Origin of the sequence: Pseudacidovorax intermedius, assembly GCF_003350475.1 — a bacterium.
Taxonomy (GTDB): domain Bacteria; phylum Pseudomonadota; class Gammaproteobacteria; order Burkholderiales; family Burkholderiaceae_C; genus Xenophilus; species Xenophilus intermedius.
In genome coordinates this window covers 23732-48140 of record NZ_QQAV01000017.1, presented here as the reverse complement: position 1 = coordinate 48140, position 24409 = coordinate 23732, and the positions used below count along the sequence as shown (strand labels likewise).

General features: G+C 70.5%; 20 protein-coding genes. 10 read left to right on the top strand and 10 right to left on the bottom strand.

The genetic code is table 11. The features are described 5' to 3' along the window. Positions 1 to 5: 5 nt before the first annotated feature. Positions 6 to 992, bottom strand: coding sequence for a Bug family tripartite tricarboxylate transporter substrate binding protein (locus DFR41_RS26055; protein ID WP_114804878.1), 987 nt, complete (start codon positions 990 to 992; stop codon positions 6 to 8). A gap of 48 nt (positions 993 to 1040) precedes the next feature. Then, positions 1041 to 1475, bottom strand: a complete 435-nt coding sequence (locus tag DFR41_RS26050; protein WP_017759743.1) for a DUF1841 family protein — start codon at positions 1473 to 1475, stop codon at positions 1041 to 1043. A gap of 90 nt (positions 1476 to 1565) precedes the next feature. On the opposite strand from DFR41_RS26050, the gene DFR41_RS26045 reads away from it, so the two are divergent. From DFR41_RS26045 to DFR41_RS26035, 3 genes are read left to right on the top strand one after another with little or no spacing between them, the layout of a single operon-like run. Further along, entirely contained in the window at positions 1566 to 2249 is a 684-nt protein-coding gene (locus DFR41_RS26045; RefSeq protein WP_114804877.1) for a phosphatase PAP2 family protein, read from the top strand. 26 nt (positions 2250 to 2275) lie between these two features. Next, positions 2276 to 2527, top strand: coding sequence for an acyl carrier protein (locus tag DFR41_RS26040; protein ID WP_017759745.1), 252 nt, complete (start codon positions 2276 to 2278; stop codon positions 2525 to 2527). Next, complete coding sequence (locus DFR41_RS26035; protein ID WP_244917885.1) at positions 2524 to 3726, top strand: beta-ketoacyl-[acyl-carrier-protein] synthase family protein; 1203 nt, start codon at positions 2524 to 2526, stop codon at positions 3724 to 3726. Before DFR41_RS26040 ends, DFR41_RS26035 begins: the two co-directional genes overlap by 4 nt. Before the next feature lie 39 nt (positions 3727 to 3765). Here the strand turns inward: DFR41_RS26035 and DFR41_RS26030 are convergent, their stop codons facing one another. After that, the gene (locus DFR41_RS26030; RefSeq protein ID WP_170159477.1) at positions 3766 to 6774 is read right to left on the bottom strand and encodes a putative bifunctional diguanylate cyclase/phosphodiesterase; all 3009 of its coding nucleotides are present in this window, start codon (positions 6772 to 6774) and stop codon (positions 3766 to 3768) included. Positions 6775 to 7086: 312 nt separating this feature from the next. Beyond that, positions 7087 to 7881, bottom strand: a complete 795-nt coding sequence (locus DFR41_RS26025) for an IclR family transcriptional regulator domain-containing protein (protein ID WP_114804875.1) — start codon at positions 7879 to 7881, stop codon at positions 7087 to 7089. A 137-nt stretch (positions 7882 to 8018) separates the two neighbouring features. Here DFR41_RS26025 and DFR41_RS26020 point away from each other — a divergent pair, with 137 nt between their 5' ends. Genes DFR41_RS26020 through pcaF form a run of 3 tightly spaced genes read left to right on the top strand, consistent with a single transcriptional unit; the run spans position 8019 to position 10632 of the window. After that, positions 8019 to 8726, top strand: coding sequence for a 3-oxoacid CoA-transferase subunit A (locus DFR41_RS26020; protein ID WP_017757771.1), 708 nt, complete (start codon positions 8019 to 8021; stop codon positions 8724 to 8726). Further along, a complete protein-coding gene (locus DFR41_RS26015; RefSeq protein WP_017757772.1) occupies positions 8726 to 9385 on the top strand; it encodes a 3-oxoacid CoA-transferase subunit B in 660 nt (219 codons plus the stop codon). The genes DFR41_RS26020 and DFR41_RS26015 overlap by 1 nt, the downstream gene beginning before the upstream one ends. 41 nt (positions 9386 to 9426) lie before the next feature. Further along, positions 9427 to 10632 carry a 3-oxoadipyl-CoA thiolase gene (gene pcaF, locus DFR41_RS26010; protein WP_017757773.1) on the top strand — a complete coding sequence of 402 codons (1206 nt, stop codon included), beginning with the start codon at positions 9427 to 9429 and terminating at the stop codon, positions 10630 to 10632. Here pcaF and DFR41_RS26005 read toward each other — a convergent pair whose 3' ends face one another. Continuing rightward, positions 10633 to 11241 carry a hypothetical protein gene (locus DFR41_RS26005; protein ID WP_017757774.1) on the bottom strand — a complete coding sequence of 203 codons (609 nt, stop codon included), beginning with the start codon at positions 11239 to 11241 and terminating at the stop codon, positions 10633 to 10635. A gap of 201 nt (positions 11242 to 11442) precedes the next feature. Here DFR41_RS26005 and DFR41_RS26000 point away from each other — a divergent pair, with 201 nt between their 5' ends. The 4 genes from DFR41_RS26000 (at position 11443) to DFR41_RS25985 (ending at position 17228) form a co-directional block, all read left to right on the top strand. Beyond that, positions 11443 to 12492, top strand: coding sequence for a TRAP transporter substrate-binding protein (locus DFR41_RS26000; protein ID WP_081682213.1), 1050 nt, complete (start codon positions 11443 to 11445; stop codon positions 12490 to 12492). Further along, positions 12489 to 15485 (top strand): putative bifunctional diguanylate cyclase/phosphodiesterase, encoded by a 2997-nt coding sequence (locus DFR41_RS25995; RefSeq protein WP_114804874.1) that lies wholly within the window; start codon positions 12489 to 12491, stop codon positions 15483 to 15485. The genes DFR41_RS26000 and DFR41_RS25995 overlap by 4 nt, the downstream gene beginning before the upstream one ends. A 140-nt stretch (positions 15486 to 15625) precedes the next feature. Next, complete coding sequence (locus DFR41_RS25990; RefSeq protein WP_017758133.1) at positions 15626 to 16396, top strand: sulfite exporter TauE/SafE family protein; 771 nt, start codon at positions 15626 to 15628, stop codon at positions 16394 to 16396. A gap of 67 nt (positions 16397 to 16463) precedes the next feature. Next, positions 16464 to 17228, top strand: a complete 765-nt coding sequence (locus DFR41_RS25985; protein ID WP_114804873.1) for an SDR family NAD(P)-dependent oxidoreductase — start codon at positions 16464 to 16466, stop codon at positions 17226 to 17228. A 189-nt stretch (positions 17229 to 17417) separates the two neighbouring features. Here DFR41_RS25985 and DFR41_RS25980 read toward each other — a convergent pair whose 3' ends face one another. The 5 genes from DFR41_RS25980 to DFR41_RS25960 all read right to left on the bottom strand — a co-directional run bounded on the left by DFR41_RS25980 (position 17418) and on the right by DFR41_RS25960 (position 24382). Continuing rightward, positions 17418 to 17900 (bottom strand): MarR family winged helix-turn-helix transcriptional regulator, encoded by a 483-nt coding sequence (locus DFR41_RS25980; RefSeq protein WP_017758710.1) that lies wholly within the window; start codon positions 17898 to 17900, stop codon positions 17418 to 17420. Positions 17901 to 17929: 29 nt separating this feature from the next. Further along, a complete protein-coding gene (locus DFR41_RS25975) occupies positions 17930 to 19627 on the bottom strand; it encodes an acyl-CoA dehydrogenase family protein (protein WP_114804872.1) in 1698 nt (565 codons plus the stop codon). A gap of 17 nt (positions 19628 to 19644) precedes the next feature. Next, a complete protein-coding gene (locus DFR41_RS25970; protein ID WP_017760746.1) occupies positions 19645 to 21339 on the bottom strand; it encodes a tannase/feruloyl esterase family alpha/beta hydrolase in 1695 nt (564 codons plus the stop codon). A 207-nt stretch (positions 21340 to 21546) separates the two neighbouring features. Next, positions 21547 to 22533: a Bug family tripartite tricarboxylate transporter substrate binding protein gene (locus tag DFR41_RS25965; RefSeq protein WP_017760745.1), complete on the bottom strand. Its 987-nt coding sequence runs from the start codon at positions 22531 to 22533 to the stop codon at positions 21547 to 21549. Positions 22534 to 22567: 34 nt separating this feature from the next. Next, positions 22568 to 24382: a tannase/feruloyl esterase family alpha/beta hydrolase gene (locus tag DFR41_RS25960; protein ID WP_114804871.1), complete on the bottom strand. Its 1815-nt coding sequence runs from the start codon at positions 24380 to 24382 to the stop codon at positions 22568 to 22570. Positions 24383 to 24409: the final 27 nt, after the last annotated feature.

The following is a 24409-nucleotide window of genomic DNA, read 5'->3' as shown; positions in this document are numbered from 1 at the left end:
GCGCGTCAAAGCTTCTGGATCTTCGCCTTGGCAATCACGTCGTTCCACCGCTGGATATCGGCCGCCAGGAAGTCGCGTGCCTGCTGCGGCGTGCTGCTGCGCGCCGTGAGGTTCAGGTCGCGCAGGCGCTGGACCAACTCGGGCTTGGCCAGGGCGGCCTGGACTTCCTTGCTCAGGCGATCCACCACGGCGGGCGGCGTCTTGGCCGGCGCGGCCAGGCCGTTCCAGGAGCTCAGGTTCATCTGGGCGAAGGCCGGGCCGGTCTCGCGGGCGGCGGGTACGTCGGGCAGCTGGGGCGCGCGGTCCTTGCCCAGCACCGCCAGCGCGCGCAGCGTCTTGCCCGAGATCTGCGTCACCAGCGGGCCCAGGATGTCGACCATGGCGTCGATCTCGCCGCCGCGCACGGCCGTCACCACCGGTGGCGTGCCGTTGAAGGGCACCACCTGCGCCTCGATGCCGGCCGTCAGCTTGAACATCTCGGCCGCCAGGTTCTGCGTGGTGCCGATCTGCGGCGTGCCGATGTTGAGCTTGCCGGGATTGGCCTTGGCCCAGCTGACCATCTCGGGCAGGCTCTTGAAGCGGCTGTTGCCGGCCACCGCGATCACCAGGTCGAAGGTAGCCAGCAGCGAGATGGGCGCAAAGTCCTTCAGCGTGTCGAAGGGCATGGTCTTGAACAGCGCCGCGCTCACGGCCGAGCCGCTGGAGATCAGCAGCAGGGTGTGGCCGTCCGGCTCGGCGCGCGAGACGGTCTCGCCCGCCACGATGCCGCCGGCGCTGGGCTTGTTGTCGATCACCACCGCCTGGCCCAGCGGGCCGGCGATGGCCTGGCCGACTGCGCGGGCCGTCAGGTCGGCGCCGCCGCCGGCGGCATTGGGCACCACGATGCGGATCGGGCGCGACGGAAAGGCGGCCTGCGCACCGGCCAGGCCGGGCAGCAAGCTGCCGGCGGCCAGCGCGGCGGAGGTGGCGATGAATTGGCGTTTGCTGTGCATGTCTCGTTTTTTGCGAGGGATGGAAGAGAGGCGATGAGCCGGCCGCGCTCAGTCGCGCGTTGCCTTGCGCTGCACGCAGTCGACGTAGGCATGGCCATCGGGTGGACGTCCGGCGCGCTGGCTTTCCCACATCATGCGGCCGAGGCACTCCATGGCCTCGTGGTGCGCCTCCAGCAGCGAGCCGCGGCGCGCGGCCAGCAGTTCCACCGCCTGGCGGATGCCGCGCGGCTGGTCGATGGAGCACTGCTCGCTGATCGACAGGTGCATCGACAGGTGCAGGAAGGGGTTCTCGCGGCCGTCCTTGCCGTCGTAGACGCGGGCGACGGCGGCATCGGCGTCGGCCAGGTCGGCGTGGTATTCGGGGTGCTGAGCAATCCACTCGGCGGCGATGATCTCGAGCGCCTCCATGGGCTGGCCGGCGCGGTGCTTGGCGTAGACGGCGCAGAAGAAGCGCCGCACGTCTTCCTGGGTGGGATTGAACATCCGGCCGAGTTTAGAACCCGGCCGCGGCCTTGGCCGCAGGGCTGTCTTGGGCTTCGGGCAAGATCGGGGCTTCCGCCTTCACCTTTGTTAATGTCTAACCAGCCCCCCTGGGCCCGCGAGCTGGGCTCCCGCATGCGCGAACGCGCCCTGCTCAAGATCGTCGGCACCACCGCCTGGGTGTGGGTGTTCTTCATCGGCTATTTCCATCTTCTGCGCCACCCGGCGCAGCCGCCGCTGGTGATGCCGCTGACCTGGGTCGACGCCTGGGTGCCCTTCGCCCCCATCGCGCTCGTGCCCTACCTGTCCCTGTGGCTGTACGTGGGCATCGCGCCAGGACTGCTGCGCGGCTTCATGCCGCTTCTGGTCTATGGCTTTTGGGCTGGGGCGCTGTGCGCCTGCGGGCTGATGATCTTCTACCTGTGGCCCACGCAGATTCCTCCGCTGCCGCTGGACCGCGCCGATGCGCCCGGCTTCGCGCTGCTGGCCGGCATCGACGCGGCGGGCAATGCCTGCCCGTCGATGCACGTGGCCATCTCCGTCTTCACGGCGGTATGGATCGAGCACCTGCTGCGGCGCGTGGGGGCGCCGGCGGCGCTTCGGCTGACGAGCCTGGCCTGGGTGCTGGCCATCGCCTGGTCCACGCTGGCCACCCGGCAGCATGTGGCCTGGGACGTGGTGGGCGGCACGGCACTGGGCCTGGTGTTTGCTGCGGCCTCGCTGCGGTGGCGCTGGCGCGAGCAGGACGAGGCCCCGCGGATCGAACGGCTATCATGAAATTTGACATTACAGACACAAGACTCATGAGCTCGCTGAAGGAATTGCAGGATCTGATCCAGGAGAAATACGGCATCGACCCTGCCACCCTGGACCCGAACGAGTCCATGCGCGACAAGGGGCTCGATTCCCTCGCCCTGGTTGAATTCCTGTTCGAGATCGAGGACCGCTTCAAGATCTCCATGCCCGATCCGGATCCGAGCATCGAGACCCTCGCCGGCCTGGCCGCGGTGGTCGACAAGGCGCGTGCCGAGGCGGCCGCGAAGCAGGCCTCGTGACGCAGGTCGCCATCACCGGGCTGGGCGTGGTCTCGCCGCATGGCGAGGACGCGCAGGCCATGTTCGCGGCCCTGATGCGGGGCGAATCCGCCATCCGGCCCGTCTTTCCCGACCTGCCCAAGCCCGCCGCCGCGGCCACGCTGCAGTTCGACGAATCCCGCTGGTTCACCAAGCTGCAGCTGCCCGGCGTGGACCGGGTCAGCCAGCTGGCGGTCGCCGCCGCCGAGATGGCCGTCCGCGATGCCGGCGCACTGCGCGATGTGGCGCCCGAGCGCCTCGGTGTCTACGGCGGCTGTGGCATGGGCGGCGCCACGGCGCTGGAGGCCGCCTACCGCGGCAACGGCCGGGTGCCTCCGCTGACCATTCCCGCCTTCATGCCCAACGCGCCGGCGTCGCAGGTGGCGATGCGGCTGAATGCGCGCGGGCCGGTGTTCACCTATTCGGTGGCCTGCGCCTCGTCGGCGGTGGCCATCGCCGAGGCCGCCAAGGCGGTGCAGCGCGGCGAGGTCGATGTGGCCATCGCGGGCGGCAGCGAGGCGCTGATCGTGCCCGGCGTGGTGCTGGCCTGGCAGGCCATGCAGACGTTGGCGCCGGTGGTGGCGGGCGAGGAATCGCGCGCCGTGCGGCCCTTCGCGGCCGACCGGGCCGGCTTCGCGCTGGGCGAGGGTGCGGCCTTCCTGGTGCTCGAATCGGCCGAGCGCGCCCGCGCGCGCGGCGCCGCGGCGCATGCCCTGCTGACCGGCTGGGGCCACAGTTGCGACGCCACCCACCTGACCAAGCCCGACGCGGCCGGCCAGGCCCGCGCGATGCGCGCCGCCCTGCAGGTGGCTGGACTGCAGCCGTCCGATGTCGGTTACTGCAATGCCCATGGCACCGCCACCCGAATCGGCGACGGCGTCGAGGCCGAGGCGCTGAGTGCCGTCTGGGGCGATGCCATCGGCGCGCTGCGCGTCAGCTCCACCAAGGCGCTGCATGGCCACCTGCTGGGTGCGGCCGGCGCGCTGGAGGCGGCCATCACCGTGCTGGCGGTCAAGAACGGCCAGTTGCCGCCCAATGCCCATGCCGAGCAGCCCGATCCGGCCTTCGGCCTGAACCTGGTGCCGGCGTCCGGCCTGGATGCGCCCGACCTGCGCGCGGCCGTCAGCAGCTCCTTCGCCTTCGGCGGCTCCAACGCGGTGCTGCTGTTCGAACGGGCCTGAGCGCCCGTGGCCCGGCGATGCCGGGCTTTTCATGGCGCCTCAGGCCGATACGGCCACTTGCGCCTTTGGCGATGCGCGGACCACGACCGGGGCGGCCAGGGCGAACTGCATCGCAGAGAGAGCTGCGAGCAGTTCGTCATGCGCGGCATGCAGGGCGTCGCTGCGGGCGCGGGCCTCGTCGATCAGCCCCTGGGCCAGGGCGCGGCCGACCGCGTCGCTGCGCTGGCGCACCGTGGCATGTTCCTGACGCAGCCGCTCCGTCAGCGCCAGGCGGTCGGCCGCCGACAGCGTCGGTGCCGCAGTGGGGTCGGGCAGCTCCGGGAGCTCCGGGAGCTCCGGCAGCGGCGGCAGCGTGGGGCCCGCCGAGAGGCGCCGGCCGTGCTGCAGGGCATGGCGCAGTTGCTGCATGTGCCCGCGGGCCTGGACCTCGGCCAGCAGCAGCGGATACACCTCGTCCGTCCAGCGCACGCGGGCGCAATCACGCCACGCCTGGGGCGGCTGCCAGATCTGCACCCAGTCGGGCAGGTCGGCCGCGGGCATGGGGCGCGCGACGCCATAGCCCTGGGCGCAGTCGCAGCCCATCTGCAGCAGCAGGCGGCCGTGGGCCTCGCTTTCCACGCCCTCGGCGATGACCTTGCGGTCCAGCGCATGGACCAGCCGGATCACGCCGTGGGCGATCACCAGGTTGTCGCTGTCCTCCAGCAGTTCGCGCACGAAGCTCTGGTCCAGCTTGATGGTGCGCGCCGGCAGGCGCTTGAGGTAAGTAAGCGAGGAATAGCCCGTGCCGAAGTCGTCGATGGACACATGCACGCCCAGCGCGTGGCACTGCTCGATGATGCGTGCCGCCTTGACCACGTCGTCCAGGCTGGTGGTCTCCAGGATCTCCAGTTCCAGCAGGTCTGCCGCGGCCGGGTGGCGCTCCAGGGCCAGTCCGAGCTTGCGCATGAAGTCTGCCCCCTGCAGTTGCGCACTCGCCACGTTGACCGACACCGGCAGCCGGAGCCCGCCCTCGGCCCAGCGTCCGGCCTGGACCAGCGCCTGCTCGATCACCCACTCGCCCAGGTCGATGGTCAGGGCATCGTCTTCGAGCAGGGGCAGGAAGGCGCCCGGCGGCAACAGGCCGCGCTCGGGATGCTGCCAGCGGATCAGCGCCTCGGCGCCGAGCACCGTGCCACGGCGCATGTCCACCTTGGGCTGGTAGTAAAGCACCAGCTCGCCGCGCCGCATGGCCTGGCGCAGGCGCTGCGCATGGTGGCCCACGTCGCGCGCATGACGGTCGTCCTCGGCGTCGAAGACATGGAAGCGGCCGCCGCCGGCCTGCTTGGCCCGGTACATGGCCTGGTCGGCGTGGCGCAGCAGGGCCTCGGGCTCGATGTCGTCCTGCGGGAAGAAGGTGACGCCGATGCTCCCGGTGAGCGTGTGGCTGCCGCTGCCCACCTGCAGCGGCAGCGTGATGGCATCCACCACCTGCTGCAGCATGCGGTGGCAGCCTTCGGTGTCGCTGCGCTCGAAGAGCAGCACGAATTCGTCGCCGCCGGTGCGCGCCACCGTGTCGTCGGGCTGGACGGCGGCCTGCAGGTGTCGCGCCACCTGCACCAGCGCCAGATCGCCGGCGGCATGCCCGTGGCCGTCGTTGACGGGCTTGAAGTTGTCCAGGTCCATGTAGCAGACGGCCAGCACCGTGGCCCGGCTGCGGGCGCGGGCGACGGCATGCTGCAGCCGGTCGGCCAGCAGCACCCGGTTGGGCAGGCCGGTGAGCGCGTCGTAGTAGGCCATGCGCGCGAGCTGCTTCTCCTGCGCCTTCAGGTGCCGGATGTCGGCGAACACGGCCACGAAGTTGCTTACCGCGCCGCGGCTGTCGCGGATGGCCGAGATGGACAGCAGCTCCGGGTACACCTCGCCGTACTTGTTGCGGTTCCAGATCTCGCCGTTCCAGTTGCCCGTCTCCAGGATGCGCTTCCACATGGCCGTGTAGAAGGCGCGGTCGTGGCGGCCCGACTGCATCATGCTGGGGTTGCGGCCGATGACTTCGGCGCGGCTGTAGCCGGTGATGCGGCAGAAGGCTGGGTTGACGTCGACGATGTTGCCGCGCGCATCGGTCAGGGTGATGCCGTCGTACGCGTTCTCGAAGGCGGTGGCATGCAGCTTGAGGCGCTGCTCGGCCGCCAGCTGCGCCTGGTAGCGCCGCTGCAGCTCGCCATGGGCGCCGGCCAGCTGGCGCTGCATGCGCTGCCACTGCAGGAAGGCCCAGCTCAGGTAGGCGGCCATCAGCATGGCCAGCCCGAACAGGACGATGCGCCAGGCGTGGGCCTCGGCGTCCAGGCGCCGCCAGCTTTCCTCGTAGCGGCGCTGCACGTCCTGGATGCGGGCCGTGGTGTCCAGGCGCCGCACGGCGTCGACTGCGGCGTCGCGGGCGCTGCGCAGGCGATGGATGCTGTCGCCCTGGGTGAGCAGGCGCCGCACGGCCGGGGCGAGTGCGGGGTCGGACTGCGCGGCTGTCCGCAGCGCCTCGGCCGCTGCGTCGGCCTCCCCCTCGTCGCTACTGCCGCTGCCCGGAAGGAAGCCCAGCACGTAGCGCCGGGCGGCGCCCTGCAGCGGCGTGTTCTCGGTGGCCTGCAGAAGATCCGCCGCGGCGGACGGCAATCCGGCCTGGGCCTGGGCCAGGCCCAGGTGGGTGCGCCGGAAGTCCGGCAGGCCGGCGACCTTGGCGTCCAGGGCCGTGCGCAGGGCGCCGAGTGCCTGTTGCAGCGCAGGGCGATCCGCCGCCGGTACCACCTCCGGCAGCGCCGCCATCCTCTGGACCTGCTGCGCGGCCTGGGCGGCGAACTGGGACAGCGCGCGGTCGTCGACGGTTCGCCCGGCCTGCAATGAGAGCAATTGCGCGTCGAAGCCCGCGTCGGCTTCGCGCACGCTCAGCAGCTGGCACAGGAAGGCCATGTGCGCGCTCGCGGGGGCCGGATCGGCGCGCAGGTAGGTGAGGGTGAGGCCGGCCAGCAGCATGGCCACCACCGCGCCGACTCGCAGATACCAGGCGCGGGGCAGTGCCACTGGTCGGGGTTCGGGGGGCGTCGCCGGGCCAGCCATGGCATGTCGCGGCTGGAGGCTGCCCCAGTCCGACGGCGGGACGGACGGTGCGGCGCTCACGGGGTGTCCTCCGGCATGGCCAGCAATGCCGGCGTCTGTCGGCGCGGCCGGACCGGCATTGCTGCGTGCCTGCCCCTGGCGCCGGGCCGCGGCGCCGGGGGCAGTCGCCCATAGGGCCGCGAAAGCAGAGGGGGAGGGCGCATGGCGCGCCGATTCTGGGCAGCGCTATCCCCGCTTGTATTGCGCTAGATCAAATCTGTGCGGTTCGCCCGGGGGCTACAGCAGGCTGGACACCCGCGCCGCGGCGTCCAGCAGGGGCGGCAGCAGGCTGTCCTGCATCACCTTGGCGCTGGTCCGGTTGGCCTGGCCGCTGATGTTGAGCGCGGCCAGCACCCGGCCCGCGCGGTCGCGCACCGGTGCGGCGATGGAGATCAGCCCTTCCTCCAGCTCCTGGTTGACCAGGCACCAGCCCTGGCGCCGCGCCTGGGCGATGCGGGCGGCGATGGCCTCGGGATCGGTCAACGTGTGGCGCGTGAGCGCAGCAATGGGCGAGGCGGCCAGGCGGCGCTGCAGTTCGTCCTCGGGCAGGGCGGCCAGCAGCACGCGGCCCATCGAGGTGCAGTAGGCGGGCAGGCGGGAGCCGATGCCCACGTTGATGCGCATGATCTTGTGCGTGGGCACGCGCATCACGTAGACCACGTCGGTGCCCTCCAGCACAGCGGCCGAGCACGACTCCTTGACCTGGGCCACGAGCGATTCCATCACCGGCTCGGCCCGGTTCCAGATCGGCATGGAAGAGAGGTAGGCGAAGCCCAGGTCCAGGATGCGCGCGGTGAGAAAGAAGAGGCGGCCGTCGCTTTCCACGTAGCCCAGCGTCTGCAGCGTGAGCAGGATGCGTCGGGCCCCGGCGCGGGTGAGGCCGCTGGCGGCGGCCACTTCGCTCAGCGTCTGCCGGGGCGCGCTGGCGCTGAAGGAGCGGATGACCTGTAGGCCGCGGGCGAAGGACTGCACGAAACCGTCGCCAGGGCGTGGCGCTTCGGGGAGGTCGGCAGATGGCAAGGAGGATGGCATGGTCGTGCAAGCGGGCTAGAATTCATTCTAAGAACAAATGTTCTTATAGCGAACAATTTTCGCGAAGCTTTCCGTCGACTTTCCATGACCCGCGTCTGCGCCTGTAAGGGCGGACGTCCCTGAAGAAGGAACCCCGCATGATCGACAAACTCGCCGCCTCGGTGGAGGAGGCGCTCCAGGGCACGCCCGACGGTGCCACGGTGCTGATCGGAGGCTTCGGCACCGCCGGCATCCCCGATGCACTGATCGACGGCCTCATCGCGCAGGGCGCGCGCGAGCTCACGGTGGTCAACAACAACGCTGGCAATGGCGAGGCGGGCCTGGCCGCGCTGCTCAAGGCCGGCCGGGTGCGCAAGATCATCTGCAGCTTCCCGCGGCAGGCCGACAGCTTCGTCTTCGACGGCCTGTACCGCGCCGGCAAGATCGAACTGGAGCTGGTGCCCCAGGGCAACCTGGCCGAGCGCATCCGCGCCGCGGGTGCCGGCATCGGCGCCTTCTTCTGCCCGACGGGCTACGGCACCGAACTGGCCGCCGGCCGCGAGACCCGCGTCATCGACGGCCGTCATTGCGTGCTGGAGTACCCCATCCACGGCGACCTGGCCCTCATCAAGGCCGAATGCGGCGACCGCTGGGGCAACCTCACCTACCGCAAGGCCGCGCGCAACTTCGGCCCCGTGATGGCCATGGCCGCGAAGAAGACCGTCGCCACGGTGCACGAGGTGGCCGAGCTGGGCACGCTCGACCCCGAGGCCATCGTCACGCCCGGCATCTTCGTCAGCCGCGTCGTGAAGATCGACCGCACGGCCACCCAGGCCGGCGGCTTCAAGAAGAAGGAGGTGGCGTGATGGCCGACTACCAACGCCGAACCAAGGACCAGCTCGCTGCCCGCGTGGCCCAGGACATCTTCGATGGTGCCGTCGTCAACCTCGGCATCGGCCAGCCCACGCTGGTGGCCAACCACCTGCCCGCCGGGCGCGAGGTGGTGCTGCACAGCGAGAACGGCATCCTGGGCATGGGCCCGGCGCCGGCCGCGGGCGCGGAGGACTACGACCTCATCAACGCCGGCAAGCAGCCCGTGACGCTGCTGCCGGGCGGCGCCTATTTCCACCATGCCGACAGCTTCGCCATGATGCGCGGCGGCCACATCGACATCTGCGTGCTGGGCGCCTTCCAGGTCAGTGCCACGGGCGACCTGGCCAACTGGAGCACCGGAGAGCCCGGCGCCATCCCGGCCGTCGGCGGCGCCATGGATCTGGCGACTGGGGCCAAGCAGACCTGGGTCATGATGGACCTGCTGACCAAGCAGGGCGCGAGCAAGGTTGTGGCGCAGTGCAGCTATCCGCTCACGGGTCTCGCGTGCGTCAAGCGCATCTACAGCGACCTGGCGACACTGGCCTGCACGCCGCAGGGCCTGCGCTGCATCGACCGCGTGCCCGGCCTGTCGCTGCAGGAACTCGAACGCCTGGTGGGCTTGCCCATTGCCGAAGACGCGGCTGCCGACTGAACACCCCCTCTTTCCATCCGATTCCCAAGGAGACCTTCCACATGACCACCGACGCCTTCATCTGCGACGCCATCCGCACCCCCTTCGGCCGCTACGGCGGCGCGCTGTCCAGCGTGCGCACCGACGACCTGGGCGCGATCCCCATCAAGGCGCTGATGGAGCGCAATGCCAAGGTCGACTGGCAGGCCGTGACCGATGTGCTCTACGGCTGCGCCAACCAGGCCGGCGAGGACAACCGCAACGTCGCCCGCATGGCTGCGCTGCTGGCCGGCCTGCCCATCGAGGTGCCGGGCGCCACCATCAACCGCCTGTGCGGCTCCGGCCTGGACGCCGTGGGCAGCGCTGCCCGCGCCATCAAGGCGGGCGAGGCGCAGCTGATGATCGCCGGCGGCGTGGAAAGCATGAGCCGCGCACCGTTCGTGATGCCCAAGGCCGAGTCGGCCTTCAGCCGCAGCAATGCCGTCTACGACACCACCATCGGCTGGCGCTTCGTCAACAAGCTGATGAAGGCGCAGTACGGCGTGGACTCCATGCCCGAAACCGCCGAGAACGTGGCCGAGCAGTTCAAGATCGAGCGCGAGGCGCAGGACCGCATGGCCCTGGCCAGCCAGCAGCGCGCGGTGGCGGCGCAGAAGTCGGGCTTCTTCGAGTCCGAGATCGTGCCCGTCACCATCCCGCAGAAGAAGGGCGACGCTATCGTCGTGGCCAAGGACGAGCATCCGCGCGACACCAGCCTGGAGTCGCTCGCGAAGCTCAAGGGCGTGGTCAAGCCCGAGGGCACGGTCACGGCAGGCAATGCCAGCGGCGTGAACGACGGCGCCTGCGCGCTGTTGATCGCCAGCGAAGCGGCTGCCGCCAAGAACGGCCTGACGCCGCGCGCCCGCATCGTCGGCATGGCGACGGCCGGCGTGGCGCCGCGCATCATGGGCATCGGTCCGGCACCGGCCACGCAGAAGGTGCTGGCGCAGACCGGCATCTCGCTCGACCAGATCGACGTCATCGAGCTGAACGAGGCCTTCGCGGCCCAGGGCCTGGCCGTGCTGCGCATGCTGGGCCTGAAGGACGACGACGCGCGCGTCAACATCAATGGCGGCGCCATCGCGCTGGGCCATCCGCTGGGCGCCAGCGGCGCGCGTCTGGCGACCACCGCGGTCAACCAGCTGCACCGCGGCGGCGGGCGCTATGCGCTGTGCACCATGTGCATCGGCGTGGGGCAGGGCATCGCCCTGATCCTCGAGAAGGTCTGATCAGCGGCCGATGAGCGCCAGGTAGTCGCTGCGCGTGCGCGGCGACACCGAGGCCAGCACCTGCTCGTACGAGGTGCCGTGCCGGGCCAGCAAGCGCGCGCTGGCCACCGCCTTGGAGCGGCAGAACCAATGGCAGGTGTGCTGCAGCAGCAGCAGCTCGGCACTCATCATGAAGGCCCGCGGCTTGTCGGCCAGCCCGGGCTCGTTGGCCGCCACGGCCGCGATGCCCTTCGCATGGATGGCGAAGGCACGCCGCACATCGAACAGCAGCCGCCCCGACAGCAGCGGCTGTGCCCACGGCAGCCACATCGGCAGCTTGCTCACCTGGGCCAGCGGTGCCTCCATGCCGGCCACGTCGGCAGCGAAGCGCCGCAACTGCTCGGCCAGCGATTGCTCCGTCGCACACAGCGTCTGCCAGATCTGCCGGCGGCGATCCTCGTCCGCCTCGTCCAGCCAGCGCAGGTAGCCGTCGAGCAACGTCTCCATCTGCGGCTCGATGCGGTAGGGCGCCAGCTTCGCGCCGAGCAGCACGATGCGGCGTTGTTGATCGCGCCGTTTCAACAAATGAAGGCCAAGCGCGGCCAGGGCCAGCAAGGCCAGAAAGTCCATGAAAGTTCCGCAGGGAAATGCCGAAGAAGAGGCAGTGTAGGCAGGTCTGCAACACCTGCCGCGCGTATGGCGGCAGAACGAATACTTAAGGTTTCCAAAATTGTGTCGTGAATGCCTTCGGTCGAGACACAATTTGCAACATGGCCAATTCCTCTTCAAGATGCGGGGGTTGATTGCGCGCCGCACCTTCATTTCCTCCCCATGCGCCTCTTTCTGAGGATTTTTTTGTGCTGTATCTGGGCCGCCGCCTGGCCCGCGGCAGGACAGGACGCGCCCCTGCAGTTGCGGGTTGTGGGGGGGCTGGCCGGCGTTGCCCAGTACACGCAGCACGAGGCGCCTTTCTGGACGCAGACCTTGCCCCGGCTGATGCAGGGGCGGGTGGCCGCGACCATCGCGCCCTTCGACCAGGCCGGGGTGCCCGGCAACAAGATGCTCACCCTGCTGGAGACCGGCGTGGTGCCTTTCGGCACCGTGCTGCTCAGCCAGGTGGGCGGTGAGCATCCGGCCCTCGCCCTGCCCGACGTGGCCGGCCTCAGCGCCGATGCGGCCACCCTGCGGCGTGTGGTCGACGCCTTCCGGCCCGAGATGGACCACATGCTGCGCGAGCGCTTCAACGTGAAGCTGCTGGCCATGTACATCTACCCGGCGCAGGTCATCTTCTGTGCCACGCCGATGAAGGGCCTGACCGACCTCAAGGGCCGGCGCATCCGGGTCTCCAGCGGCACGCAGGCCGACTTCGTGCAGGCGCTGGGTGGCACGCCGGTACCGACCGCCTTCGCCGCGCTCATGAGCAACATGACCTCGGGCAACACCGACTGCGCCATCACTGGCGGGGCATCGGGCAACACCCTGGGGCTGCACCGCATCACACGCTCGCTCTTCACCATGCCGATCAACTGGGGCCTGGCCATCTTTGGCGCCAATGCCGACGCCTGGGCGGTGTTGCCCGCGGACCTGCGCATCGTGCTGGAGCAGCAGTTGCCGCAGCTCGAACGCCGCATCTGGGACCAGTCCATCCGCGACACCGACCTGGCCGTTGCCTGCAACACCGGCGCGGGCCCCTGCGAGGGCGGCACGCCGGGCGCCATGGTGGCCGTCGCGCCCAGCGCCGAGGACGACCGCCTGCGCCGCCAGATCCTTCGCTCCACCATCCTCGTGAACTGGCTGCAGCGCTGCGGCGCCGAGTGCACGCGGCTCTGGCAACGCACCATTGCGCCGGTGGTCGACGGGAAGGCGACACGGACGCCATGAAGTCGAAGAACGGACCACCGCGGCAACTGGCCGCGTCCACGCTTGCGCTGGCCGCGCTGTTCATCGTGGTGGTGTTCGGCCTTGCCGTGTTCGCGGTGCTGGAGATGCGCAGCCGCGCCGTCGACGACGCCCGCGACCAGATCGACCGCTTCCTCAGCGGCTCCGTGGCGGCCGTCAACCAGAACCTGCTGGGCGTGGATCTGCTGCTGGCCGACCTGGGCATGCTGCTGCGCCCCGTGGGCAACGAGGACATGGCCGCGGCGGCCCAGCGGGCCGCCATCAGCATGCAGTCGCTGGCGCGGCACAGCCTGCTGGTCGAGCGGCTGGAAGTGCTGCGCCCGGACGGCAGCGTGGTCTCGCCACCGGGCCGCGAGGCGGTCCAGTTGTCGCCGGCGTTCACTGCCCGGCTGATGGGTCAGCCCGTGCCCGAGCTGATGACGACGGCGCCCTCGCTCAGTCCGCGCACCTCGCAGCAGGTGCTGTACTTCACCCGCATGGTGCGCCTGCCCGACGGCACGCAGGGCATCGCGCTGGCCGAGGTGCAGGTGGCGTCGCTGGCCCGGCTGCTGGCGCATGGGGCGGGCATCGACGGCATGGAGGTCACGCTCGAAAGCCTCAGCCAGGGCCTGCTGGTCAGCGTGCCTCCGCGCAGCGAGATCGCCGAAGGCTCGGCCTCGCTGCCCGAACTGCGCAGCGCCGCCGATGCGCGCGGCATCGTGCGTGCCAATTCGCGCCTCATGGGGCAGGACGCGCTGATGGCGCTGCGCCCCACGCTCAACCAGGACATCGTGCTCAGCGCGGGCCTGCCCATGGAGGCGGTGCTGGAGGGCTTCCGGACGGAGCGCAACCTGATCGTGGGCGTGACGGTGCTGCTGATGCTGATGGTGGTGGGCGTGTCGGCCTATGCGCTGCATCAGTTGCGCGAACAGTGGCTGCGCCGCCGCGAGGCGCTGCATGCCAAGAGCATGCTGGACCAGGCCCTCGAATCCATGTCCGACGGCTTCGTGCTGCTGGATGCCGAAGGCCGCGTGGCGGCCTGGAACCGGCGCTTCGCCGAGATCTTTCCGCAGGCGCGCGTCGCGCTGGAGGCGCGCATGCACATGGTGGCGGTCGAGAGTGCCGTCTCGGGCCGCAGCGCGGAAGAGGCGGCCCTGCTGCCGCCCAGCCTGCCCGCGCCGGGCGAGCAGGAGCTGGAGCTGCCCGACGGCCGCACGGTGGTCGTCGTCAAGAGCCCGACGCCCAACGGCGGCATGGTCTGCGTCTACCGCGACACCAGCGAAAAGCGCCGGCACCTGGCCGACATCGTGGAAGGCAAGGCGCAGCTGCAGGCCACGCTCGACGCGCTGCCCGACGTGCTGCTGGAGCTGTGCCTGGACGGACGCTGCATCGGCTTCCATTCGGCGCGCGCCTCGCTGCTGGACATCGGCGACCCGGTGGGCCGCACGCTGTCGGAGGTGCTGCCCGGCGACGCCGCCATCCAGATCATGGCCGCCATGCGCGAGGCCTATCTGAAGGGCCTGTCCTTCGGCAAGCAGTTCGAGCGCCGCGCCTCGCAGGGCACGGCCTGGTTCGAAATATCGGCCTCGCGCAAGCTGGTGGGCGAGGGCGCCGACGCGCGCTTCATCGTCATCCTGCGCGACATCACCGACCGCATGTCGGCGCAGCTGCAGATCGACCACCTGTCCTTCTACGACAACCTCACCGGGCTGCCCAATCGCCGCATGCTGTTGCACCGGCTGCAGTCGGCCATCGACGCCAACGTGCGGCGCGAGCGCCAGGCGGCGCTGCTCTTCCTGGACCTGGACCACTTCAAGACGCTCAACGACGCGCAGGGCCGCAACGCCGGCGACGTGCTGCTCAAGCAGGTGGCGCAGCGGCTGCAGCAGCTCATGCGCGAGGGCGACACCGTGGCCCGGCTGGGCGGTGACGAGTTCGTGATCCTGATCGAAGGCCTAAGCGCCGACTCGGCCACCGCCGTGATGCAGACGCAGGCCTTCGGCGAGGCGGTGCTGGCCGAGCTGGGCCGGCCCATCCAGCTGCCGGCCATGACCTACCACGGCACCTGCAGCATCGGGGCCACGCTGATCAGCGCCAGCTCGGCCTCGCTGGAGGACCTGCTCAAGCAGGCCGACATCGCCATGTTCCACGCCAAGACCGCGGGTGGCGACGTGCTGCGCTTCTTCGAGGCCGACATGCAGACCACCGTCAATGCGCGCGCCTCGCTGGAGAGCGAGCTGCGCGCGGCGCTGAAGGCGCGCGGCCAGTTCCTGCTGCACTACCAGCCGCAGGTGACCTCCGAAGGGCGCGTGGTGGGCGCCGAGGTGCTGATCCGCTGGCTGCATCCGCAGCGCGGGCTGATCCCGCCAGCCGCCTTCATCGACGTGGCGGAAGAGACCGGCCTGATCTCGCCCATCGGCCTGTGGGCGCTGGAGCAGGCCTGCAAGCAGCTGGACGACTGGAGCAACCATCCGCGCCGCCGCCACCTCACGCTGGCCGTGAACGTGAGCGCGCGCCAGTTCCGCAAGGAGGACTTCGCGGACAAGGTGCGCGAGGTGCTGATCCGCACCGGCGCCGATCCGTCCAAGCTCAAGCTGGAACTCACCGAGAGCCTGCTGCACGACGAGGTGGCCGAGACCATCCGCAAGATGAAGTCGCTGGCCGCCATCGGCATCCGCTTCTCGATGGACGACTTCGGCACGGGCTACTCGTCGTTGTCGTACATGGCGCAGCTGCCGCTGCACCAGATCAAGATCGACAAGTTCTTCGTCAGCGGCATCGGCACCAATCCCAAGATCGAGCTGATCGTGCAGACGCTCATCGGCATGGCGGCCAACCTCGACCTGGAGGTGGTGGCCGAGGGCGTGGAGACGCAGGCGCAGCTGGACTTCCTGACCCGCAACGGCTGCCGCGTGTGCCAGGGCTTCCTCTTCGGACGGCCGCAGCCGGTGGAGGTGCTGGAGTCGCAGCTCGACACGGAGCTGATCCCGCTCTGAGGGCAGGGGCGCGGGCCGCTGCGCCGCGCGCGGGCGCAGGCCGGGCGGGCTCCCGCGCCGCGTCCTGCACGCCGGGGCTGCCCTCGGCACAATGCCCGCTTCGCTCTTCCTGCCACGGCCCGCCGCGCGGCCGCCCCGCCTTGTCCTTCCCCGAGTTCCTCGCGCCGCCGATCGCGGACCCTGCCTTCTACCTGGTCGCCGTGCCCGCCGTGCTGCTGCTGGGCATCAGCAAGAGCGGCTTCGGCGCGGGCTTCGGCTCGCTGGCGGTGCCGCTCATGTCGCTGGCCATCACGGTGCCGCGCGCGGCGGCCGTCCTGATGCCGCTGCTGTTCGTGATGGACGTGCTGGGCATCGCCGCCTTCCGCCGCGACCTGGACCGCCGGCTGCTGGCCTTCCTGGTGCCGCCGGCGCTGGTGGGCGTGGTGCTGGGGGCCTTGCTCTTCCATGCGCTGTCGGCGGCGACGGTGGCCGGCGTCGTGGGCGTGTGCACGCTGCTCTTCCTGGCGCAGCGGCTGCTGTTTCCGCCGCGCCCCGATGCGCCACCGCCCTCGCGCGCCGCGGGCTGGGTGCTCACCGTGCTGTCGGGCTTCACCAGCTTCATCTCGCATGCGGGCGGCCCGCCCATCAACGCCTACCTGCTGCCGCTCAAGCTGCGGCCCATCGTGTTCACGGCCACGATGGCCTACCTGTTCTTCCTGGTGAACCTCGCCAAGTGGATCCCCTACGCCTGGCTGGGCCTGCTGGACGCGCGCAGCTTCAGCACCTCGCTGCTGCTGATGCCGCTCGCGCCGCTGGGCGTGTGGGCGGGGGTTCACGTGGCGCGGCGCATCGATCCGACGTGGTTCTACCGCTGCGTCTACGGCGGCATGTTCCTCACCGGCCTCAAGCTGGTGTGGGATGGTTTCTTCTGAAGGCGGCGCCCGCTCGCCGGCCTGCCTCGCCCATCCTCGACTTTCCATTGCAAGGAGTTTTTCGCCCATGGCCTCTGTCCACGAACTCATCGTCCTGACGGGCGCCTCGCGCGGCATGGGCCGTGCGATGGCGAGCCAGCTGCTCGCGCGCGGCGGCGTGCGGCTGCTGTGCCTGTCGCGCGGCATCGATGCCGCGCTGGAGACCGAGGTCGCCGCCGCGGGCAGCGAGGTGCTGCAATGGTCGGCCGACCTGGCCGATCCGCTGCCGGTGGCCGAGCGGCTGGCCGCCTGGCTGGCCGCGCAGGACGCGTCCGCCCTCGGCCGTGCCGTGCTGATCAACAACGCGGGTACCGTGGGGCGCACGGCGCCACTGGCCCGGGCTTCGCTGGGCGAGCTGTCGGCGGCACTGCGCGTGGGCCTGGAGGCGGCGCTGCTGCTGACCAGCGCCTTCCTGTCGGCGACCGCCGGCTGGTCGATGCCGCGGCAGGTGCTCAACATCTCCTCGGGGCTGGGCCGCAACGCGATGGGCAGCCAGGCTCCCTACTGCGCCGCCAAGGCGGGCATGGACCATTTCTCGCGCGCGGTGGCGCTGGAGGAGGCCGAGGAAGGCGGTGCGCGCATCGTGTCGCTGGCGCCGGGCGTGATCGACACCGACATGCAGATCGCATTGCGCAGCGCCGACGCAGCGCTCTTTCCCGACCGTGGCCGCTTCGAGGCCCTGCACCGCAACGGGCAACTGGACTCGCCCGAGTCGGCCGCCCGCAAGGTGCTGGCCTGGCTGGCGCGGCCGGATTTCGGCGCCCAGCCGGTGGCGGACGTGCGGAATTCATGAACTGAAGCACCTCCCAGGCCGCTTACGCGGCTCCCCCCTCTCTGTCGCCTTCGGCTCGGGAGGGGGGCGCACCCCGAGGCTTGGCAAAGCCAGTTCCTCGGGTGCACTGGCATGGCCTGCTCCGCGGCCGTTCGATCAGGAGGGTGACCCGAGGTCTATGCCGGGCGGCCGGGCGGCGCGCTGGCGTCGTTACAGGTAGATCTTCTGCAAGAGCCGGATCAAGGTCTCGCGCTCGCGGTCGGTGAGCTTGTGGCTGGCCTCCTTCTCCAACTGGATCACGGCCTCTTCCGCCTCGACCATGAGCTGGTGGCCGGCCGGCGTGAGGTGCAGGCCCACCGCCCGGCCATCGTGCGGATGGGGCCGCCGTTCGATCAGGCCGCGGCGGTCCATGGCCGCCACCAGGCTCACGAAGTTGGGCGGCTGGATGTCCAGCGCCGCGCAGAGCTGGCGCGAGGTGGCCCCCGGGTTGTGCGCCAGCAGCGAGAGCACCGAGAAATCCGTCGGCTTGAGGCCATAGACGGCCATCCGCTCGGCGAAGGCGACATACACGACCAGGTAGGCGCGGCGCGCGTTGTAGCCCACCAGGCTTTCGAGCACATGGCTGTCCAGCGGCTCGGGTGCCGTGGTCGGGGGCGGAACGGGCTTGCGGGTTCGGGGCTTGGCAGGCGTCATGGCGATCGCAGTCTAGGTCCGCCGGCCCGTCACCCCTGCGGCTCGCAGGCCTTCTTGATGATCGCCGCGCGCATGTCGAACTCCGGCAGCACCCAGCGGCGGAAGGCGGCTGCCGCGCGCGCATGCGCCTCGCCAGCGCCCGGTGCCTGCTCAATGCGGGCCCAGGCCCAGGCGAGCAGCGTGACCATCACCAGCCGCAGGTAGTCGTCGGCCAGCTCGTAGGGCAGGCGCGGCTGGGCATGGGCGGCCATGGCGATCTGCGTGGTCAGGTAGCGCAGCTGTGCCAGACGCCGCTGGGCATCGGCATCGACGTCGCGCGACGCGTCCAACTCGTCGCGCAGCGCCAGCAGCGTGGCCGCGAAACCGGCGCCGACATCGGGCAGCACCTTGCGCACCAGCAGGTCGATGGCCTGGATCTCGTTGGTGCCCTCGTAGATCATGGTCACGCGGGCGTCGCGCAGGATCTGCTCGATGCCCCATTCGCGCACATAGCCGTGGCCACCGAAGACCTGCAGGCAGGCACTGGCGCCGTCGAAGCCCTGCTGCGTGCAGGCGGCCTTGAGCACCGGCGTGATGTAGCTGCACCACTGCTGCGCGGCCTCGCGCGCCTTGGCGTCCTCGGCATGGCGCGCGATGTCGAGCTGGAGCGCGGTGCGGTAGGCGATGAGCCGGCCGCCGTCGATCCAGGCCCGTTGCGTATCCAGCACGCGGGCCACCGCTGGATGCTCGGCGATCAGGCTGGGGCCGGATGCCCGGTCGGCACCCGGCGCCACCATCTGCCGGCGCTCCTGCGCATAGGCATGGGCCTTCTGCCAGGCGGCGTCGAGCAGGCCGATGCCCTGCAGCGCCACATGCAGGCGGGCCGCATTCATCATGACGAACATGGCGGCCAGGCCGCGGCCGGGCTCACCCACCAGCCAGCCGGTGGCTTCGTCGAAGCGCATCACACAGGTGGGGCTGCCGTGCAGGCCCATCTTTTCCTCGATGCGCTCGCACTGCACGGCGTTGCGCGCGCCGTCGTCCAGCACCTTGGGCACCAGGGCCAGCGACAGGCCCTTGGGACCGGCCGGCGCATCGGGCAGACGGCACAGCACCAGGTGGACGATGTTGGGCGTGAGGTCGTGCTCGCCGCCCGAGATGAAGATCTTGGTGCCCGACACGCGCACGCAGCCATTGGCCTGCGGCACGGCGCGGGTGCGCACCAAGCCCAGGTCGCTGCCGGCATGGGCCTCGGTCAGGCACATGGTGGCCAGCCATTCGCCGGTGGCGACCTTGCCCAGGTAGCGGGCCTTGAGGTCGTCGCTGGCGTGGTGGCGGATGCATTCGTAGGCGCCATGCAGCAGGCCGGGCGCCATGGTGAAGCCGTGGTTGGCACCGGCCAGCCATTCGTACAGCACCGCTTCGAGCACGGCGGGCAGGCCCTGGCCGCCGTCCTCGGTCGCAGCAGACAGGCTGGGCCAGCCGCCTTCTACGAAAGCCTGATAGGCGGCGGCGAAGCCGGGTGGCGTGTGGACCTGGCCACCTTCGAGGCGGCAGCCGATCTCGTCGCCGTCACGCTGCAGCGGGGCGATCACCTCGCCGACGAAGGTGGCGGCCTGCTCCAGCACCTGGGCCTGCAGGTCGGCATCGACCTCGGCGAACGGCGCCAGTCGCGCGAGCTGCTGCGAGGCGCCGAGGACGGCGTCGAGAAGGAAGCGGACGTCTTCAGGGCGGGGGGCGTAATCCATGGGAAGCGGGCGGAAAGTCAGGGCGCGACGCAGGCGAAGCTGGTCGCGCGTTCGGTGTCGCCGCCACGGAAGCGGGCGACGGCGGGATAGGGGCACAGCGGCCGGGTGCGGTCGGGCGCCCAACTGGCGGGCACCTCGGGGTTGGGCTGACGCGAACCAGGGCCGCGGGCCTCGGCCAGCACCTGCTCGGGCGCGTGGCCGCCCTCGACCCAGTCGACCAATGCCGTGAGCATGTCGAACTGGTCGGTCGAGGGGCCGCCGCTGCAGTGGTTCATGCCGGGCACCGGGAAGTAGCGCACGAATTCGCTCGCGCGTCCGGCGTGCGTGGCCTGCAGGCGGTCGTACCACGCGGCCGTGTCGTCGGACGAGAACACCGGATCGCCGGTGCCGTGGTAGACGATCATGCGGCCGCCCCGGGCCCGCAGCGACTGCAGGCGTTCTGCATTGGGCGGCACCATGAAGGCCATGGCCGATTCGTCGTACGGGGTCTGCGTGGCGTCGATGCGGGGTGCATCGCGGTCCATGTCGAAGCCGAGCGCGAAGGGCAGGCCCTGCGGCCGGTCGGCCATCGGCGGCGTGCTGAAGATGAAGGCCACGGCACCGGCATCGCGGGTGGCGGGGCTGGCGAGCTTCCACTCGCGCCAGTTGGCGCCGGAGACACCGGGGTCGAAGGGGAAGCTGCTGTAGATCTGCCGGCCGCTGCTGTCGCGCGCGCCGGCGAAGACGCGGGCCAGGGCCATCTTCTGGGCCGGGTCCAGGCAGCTGTCCTGCCGGCCGGCGGTGCAGGTGGGCACGTCGCGGCCCAGGTTGAAGCGGGCCTGGCAGGACTTGACGTCGCCCACGATGCCGTCGGTCAGGCCGTCGAGCATGTCGCAGCGCGCCAGCACGGCGCGCGAGAGGGTCTGGAGCTGACCGGGTGTGAACGCGGTCTGCAGGTCGGGATCGCCCTGCGGCGTCTTGGCCGTCGCCAGCGCCGCGTACTGCTGCGCGCCGTAGAGCTGGGCCACGGCCGCGCGCGGCAGGTGGAAGCCCGGGTCGCCCGCCAGTACGCCGTCGAAGGCCTGAGGCAGGCGCGAGGCCGCCACCATGGCATGGCGCCCGCCGTTCGAGCAGCCCGCGATGTAGGAGCGGTCGGCCGGGCGGCCATAGGCCTGGGCCACCAGCTGCTTGGCCACGGGCGTGAGCTGGGCTACGGCGCTGTAGCCGTAGTCGCGGCGCGCCTGCGGATCGAGGCCGAAGCGCGGATTGGGCGCCGGATGGCCGGCATCGCTGCTGACCACCGCGAAGCCCATCGACAGCGCATTGGTGCGTGGCCCGCCGCCGCCGATGCCGCCCAGCGCCGGCACCACCACGCCGTCCAGCCCGCCGTTGGCCTGGAACAGGAAGCGGCCGTTCCAGGCCTGAGGCAGCCGCAGCTCGAAGCCGATGGCGTAGCGCTGGCCGTCCACCGTGCTGGTGCGCTCGGCCATGCGGCCCTGCACCAGGCAATGCGCCGGCGCCTGTTCGCTGCCGCCGCGGATGGCCACCGGCCCGGCCGGCACGCTGCGCACAGTGGTGAACACCACGCCCGGCGCGGCTTCCAGCCTTTCGCAGGTGTGCAGTTCGCCGGGGCGCGCCGCCTTCATGGCCGTGGCCGCCTCGGGCGGCCGCGAACCGCAGGCACTGAGCAGGGCGATGGCACCGCCGATGGCGGCAAGGCGGAAGGTGTTCATGGTCGGGGTCTCGCAAACGGCGCGAAGCCGGCATCGTAAGAGCCGGCCAGATCGGGAGGCAACGGCGTCACGACACCGAGCGCGTTGTGCGTCGAATGGCCGCGGAGCAGGCCACGCCAGGGCTCCCGCGGAACTGGCTTTGCCAGGCCGCCGGGAGCGCCCCCGCGAGGGGGTTGGCGAAGCGCGAAGCGCGCAGCCTGGGGGAGTTCAAGATTCCGCCGTAAAGCCGATCTGCTTGACCAGGGGGCCCCAGCGTTCGTACTCGGCCTTCTGGTCCGCAGCCATGTCCTGCGCCGTGGTGCCGTGGGCCACCAGGCCCACCAGTGCCAGCGAGTCGATCACCGACTTGTCCTTCAGCGCCGCGTTGATCGCCGCGTTGGCCGAGGCCAGCGTGGCGGCCGGCGTCTTGGCCGGGGCGTAGAAGCCGAACCATTCCTCCGAGGTCACGTCCGGGTAGCCCAGCTCGGTGAAGGTGGGCACGTCGGGCAGGTAGGGCGAGCGCTTCTTGCCCGAGGTGGCCAGCACGCGCACGCGGCCGTTCTTCATGTACTGCAGGTAGTCGCCGCTGGGGTTCATGGCGGCGGCGATCTGGCCGCCCACCAGGTCGGTGATGCTGGGCACGGTGCCGCGGTAGGGCACATGCTTGAGCTCCACGCCCGAGCGCATGCCCAGCAGCGCGCCCAGCAGGTGCGGCATCGAGCCAGCGCCCGGCGAGCCGTAGCTGGCTTGGCCGGGGTTGGCCTTGGCCCAGGCCAGGAAGTCCTTCAGCGTCTTCACCTCGGCCGGCACCGCCGGGCCCACGGCCAGGCCGTGGAACATGATGGCACCGATGGAGACGGGCGTGACGTCTTCCGGCTTGTAGGTCAGCTTGGGGTAGATGTACGGATAGACCGACAGGGCCGACACCGGTGCCAGCGTGAGCACGGATCCGTCCGGCGTGGAGTTCTTCAGCGTCTCGACCGCGATGCGGCCGCCGGCGCCCGGCTTGTTCTCGACATAGGCGCCCTTGGCATAAGGGGTGCCGGCGATCTTCTCGGCCACGCGGCGGGCGACGGTGTCACCGGCGCTGCCGGCCGGGAAGCCGTACATGATCTTGACCTGCTCGATGGCCTGGGCGAAGGCCGACAGGGGCGACAGGGCGCCCAGGGCGGCCGCGCCGCCGAGGGTGTGGAGGAATTGACGACGATGTTGCATGGATGTCTCCGGAGAGCGAAGGAAGAAAACGGGGTCAGCGGCAGCTGAAGTTGGCTGCGTCCTCCAGGCTGCCCGTGCCGTTGTAGCGGGCAACCTTCGGATAGGGGCACAGCGGACGGGTGCGGGTGGCGGACCAGGTGGCCGGCAGGTCGGCATTGACGCCGCCGGCATTGCCGGTGCCGCGAGCGCTGGCCACCACGCGGTCGGGGGCCTGGCCTTGTTCCACCCACTTGACCATGGCGCTGAGCATGTCGAACTGGTCGGTGGCGGGGCCGCCCGAGCAATGGTTCATGCCGGGGATCAGGTACAGACGGGCGAAGTTGGAGGCATCGCCGCCGTTGTCCTTTTGCAGTTGCTGGTACCAGTCGACCGAGTCATCGCTGGAGAAGATCGGGTCGGCCGTGCCGTGGTAGACCATCAGCTTGGCGCCGCGCTTCTTGAGCGCCGGCAGCTTGCCGTAGTTGGGCGGCGTCATGAAGGACATCGCACTCTCCGTATAGATGCCGGAGGTGGCGCTCACCTTGGTGAGCATGGTGTCCAGGTTGCCCGTCAGCGCGAAGCTCTGGCCGTTGAAGGTGCTCGCGTCCTCGGGTGGCGACTGGAACACCAGACCCACGGCGCCCGTGTCCAACAGGGTCGGGAAGACGAACTTCCACAGTGCCCAGCCGCCCGTGTCCAGGCCCGCGTCATAGGGGAAGCTGGTGTAGATCCGTTGGCCGCTGGGCGTTGTTGCGCCACCCTTGAACAACTTGTCGATCTTGGACTTCTGGTCGGCGCTGAGGCAAGTGCCGTTGCGCGTGGTCGCGCAGGTGGGCACATCGCGATTGATGTCGAAGGCGGCCTGGCAGGCCGCGTTGTCCTGCACCATGCCGTCGGCGGCGCCGTCTAGGCCGTCGCACTGGGCGAGTACGGCCTTCGTCACCAGGGTGCGCTCGGCCTGCGTGAAACCGCTGCCCAGATCGCCGGGCGTGGTGGCCAGCGTGGCATAGGTCTGCGCGCCGGCGATGTTGGCCGTGGCCGCGAGCGGCAGGCGGGTGCCGGGGTCACCGGCCAGGATGCCGTCGTACTGGTCCGCGTAACGGGACGCCGCGACCATGGCATGCCGGCCCCCATTGGAGCAGCCGCCGAAGTAGGAGCGGTCCGGCCCCTTTCCGTAGGCGGTCTGGATGGCGCTCTTGGCCATGGGCGTGAGCTTGGCCACGGCCTGGTAGCCATAGTCGAGGCGGGCCTGCGGATCGATGCCGAAATTGGCGCCCATCGCAGCGGTATGTCCCGCGTCCGAGCTGATCACGGCGAAGCCCATCTTGAGTGCATTGCTGAGGCCGCCGCCGCCACCGACGTCACCGGTGGCCGTGGCGACGCTGCCGTCCAGTCCACCGTTGGCCTGATAGAAGAAGCGGCCGTTCCAGTTGGTGGGCAGGCGCATTTCAAAGCCGATTGCGTAGTTCTTGCCGTCGACGCTGCTCGTGCGAGAGAACATGTTGCCAGTGAGGCGGCAATGCTCCGGCACATCGGTGCCCGCCACCTTGAGCGTGCCGGCCGCCACCACGGTGGCGGCGGTGACGGTGGTGTTGGCGTAAGTGAAACGCGTGGCGAGGTCGGTGCAGGAGGTCAGCATGGCACCGACCGCCGCCGACAGCTGCGGGATGGTCTCGACCGCAGGGGCCGGCGCGGGTGCCGGTGCGGGCGCAGGGGCTGGCGCGGGCCGGTTGGCCGCGATCAGCGCCGCTGCCAGCGCGGCGTTCTGGTTGTTGTCGTTGCCCGAGCCGCCGCAGGCCGCCAGCAGCGCGAGGGGCGCCGCGGCCGCCAGGGCCCGCAGCGCGAAAGTCTTGCCGTCTTCCTTCTTCATGGTTTGTCTCCGTGGTGGTTCTTCGTG

What these genes read in the sequence shown, in the direction of transcription:
- DFR41_RS25965 (WP_017760745.1), bottom strand. Translation starts at nt 22,533, where the DNA reads ATGCAACATCGTCGTCAATTCCTCCACACCCTCGGCGGCGCGGCCGCC.
- DFR41_RS26040 (WP_017759745.1), top strand. Translation starts at nt 2,276, where the DNA reads ATGAGCTCGCTGAAGGAATTGCAGGATCTGATCCAGGAGAAATACGGC.
- DFR41_RS26025 (WP_114804875.1), bottom strand. Translation starts at nt 7,881, where the DNA reads ATGCCATCCTCCTTGCCATCTGCCGACCTCCCCGAAGCGCCACGCCCT.
- DFR41_RS26015 (WP_017757772.1), top strand. Translation starts at nt 8,726, where the DNA reads ATGGCCGACTACCAACGCCGAACCAAGGACCAGCTCGCTGCCCGCGTG.
- DFR41_RS26005 (WP_017757774.1), bottom strand. Translation starts at nt 11,241, where the DNA reads ATGGACTTTCTGGCCTTGCTGGCCCTGGCCGCGCTTGGCCTTCATTTG.
- DFR41_RS25980 (WP_017758710.1), bottom strand. Translation starts at nt 17,900, where the DNA reads ATGACGCCTGCCAAGCCCCGAACCCGCAAGCCCGTTCCGCCCCCGACC.
- pcaF (WP_017757773.1), top strand. Translation starts at nt 9,427, where the DNA reads ATGACCACCGACGCCTTCATCTGCGACGCCATCCGCACCCCCTTCGGC.
- DFR41_RS26050 (WP_017759743.1), bottom strand. Translation starts at nt 1,475, where the DNA reads ATGTTCAATCCCACCCAGGAAGACGTGCGGCGCTTCTTCTGCGCCGTC.
- DFR41_RS25995 (WP_114804874.1), top strand. Translation starts at nt 12,489, where the DNA reads ATGAAGTCGAAGAACGGACCACCGCGGCAACTGGCCGCGTCCACGCTT.
- DFR41_RS25975 (WP_114804872.1), bottom strand. Translation starts at nt 19,627, where the DNA reads ATGGATTACGCCCCCCGCCCTGAAGACGTCCGCTTCCTTCTCGACGCC.
- DFR41_RS25970 (WP_017760746.1), bottom strand. Translation starts at nt 21,339, where the DNA reads ATGAACACCTTCCGCCTTGCCGCCATCGGCGGTGCCATCGCCCTGCTC.
- DFR41_RS25960 (WP_114804871.1), bottom strand. Translation starts at nt 24,382, where the DNA reads ATGAAGAAGGAAGACGGCAAGACTTTCGCGCTGCGGGCCCTGGCGGCC.
- DFR41_RS26020 (WP_017757771.1), top strand. Translation starts at nt 8,019, where the DNA reads ATGATCGACAAACTCGCCGCCTCGGTGGAGGAGGCGCTCCAGGGCACG.
- DFR41_RS25985 (WP_114804873.1), top strand. Translation starts at nt 16,464, where the DNA reads ATGGCCTCTGTCCACGAACTCATCGTCCTGACGGGCGCCTCGCGCGGC.
- DFR41_RS26045 (WP_114804877.1), top strand. Translation starts at nt 1,566, where the DNA reads ATGTCTAACCAGCCCCCCTGGGCCCGCGAGCTGGGCTCCCGCATGCGC.
- DFR41_RS26000 (WP_081682213.1), top strand. Translation starts at nt 11,443, where the DNA reads ATGCGCCTCTTTCTGAGGATTTTTTTGTGCTGTATCTGGGCCGCCGCC.
- DFR41_RS26055 (WP_114804878.1), bottom strand. Translation starts at nt 992, where the DNA reads ATGCACAGCAAACGCCAATTCATCGCCACCTCCGCCGCGCTGGCCGCC.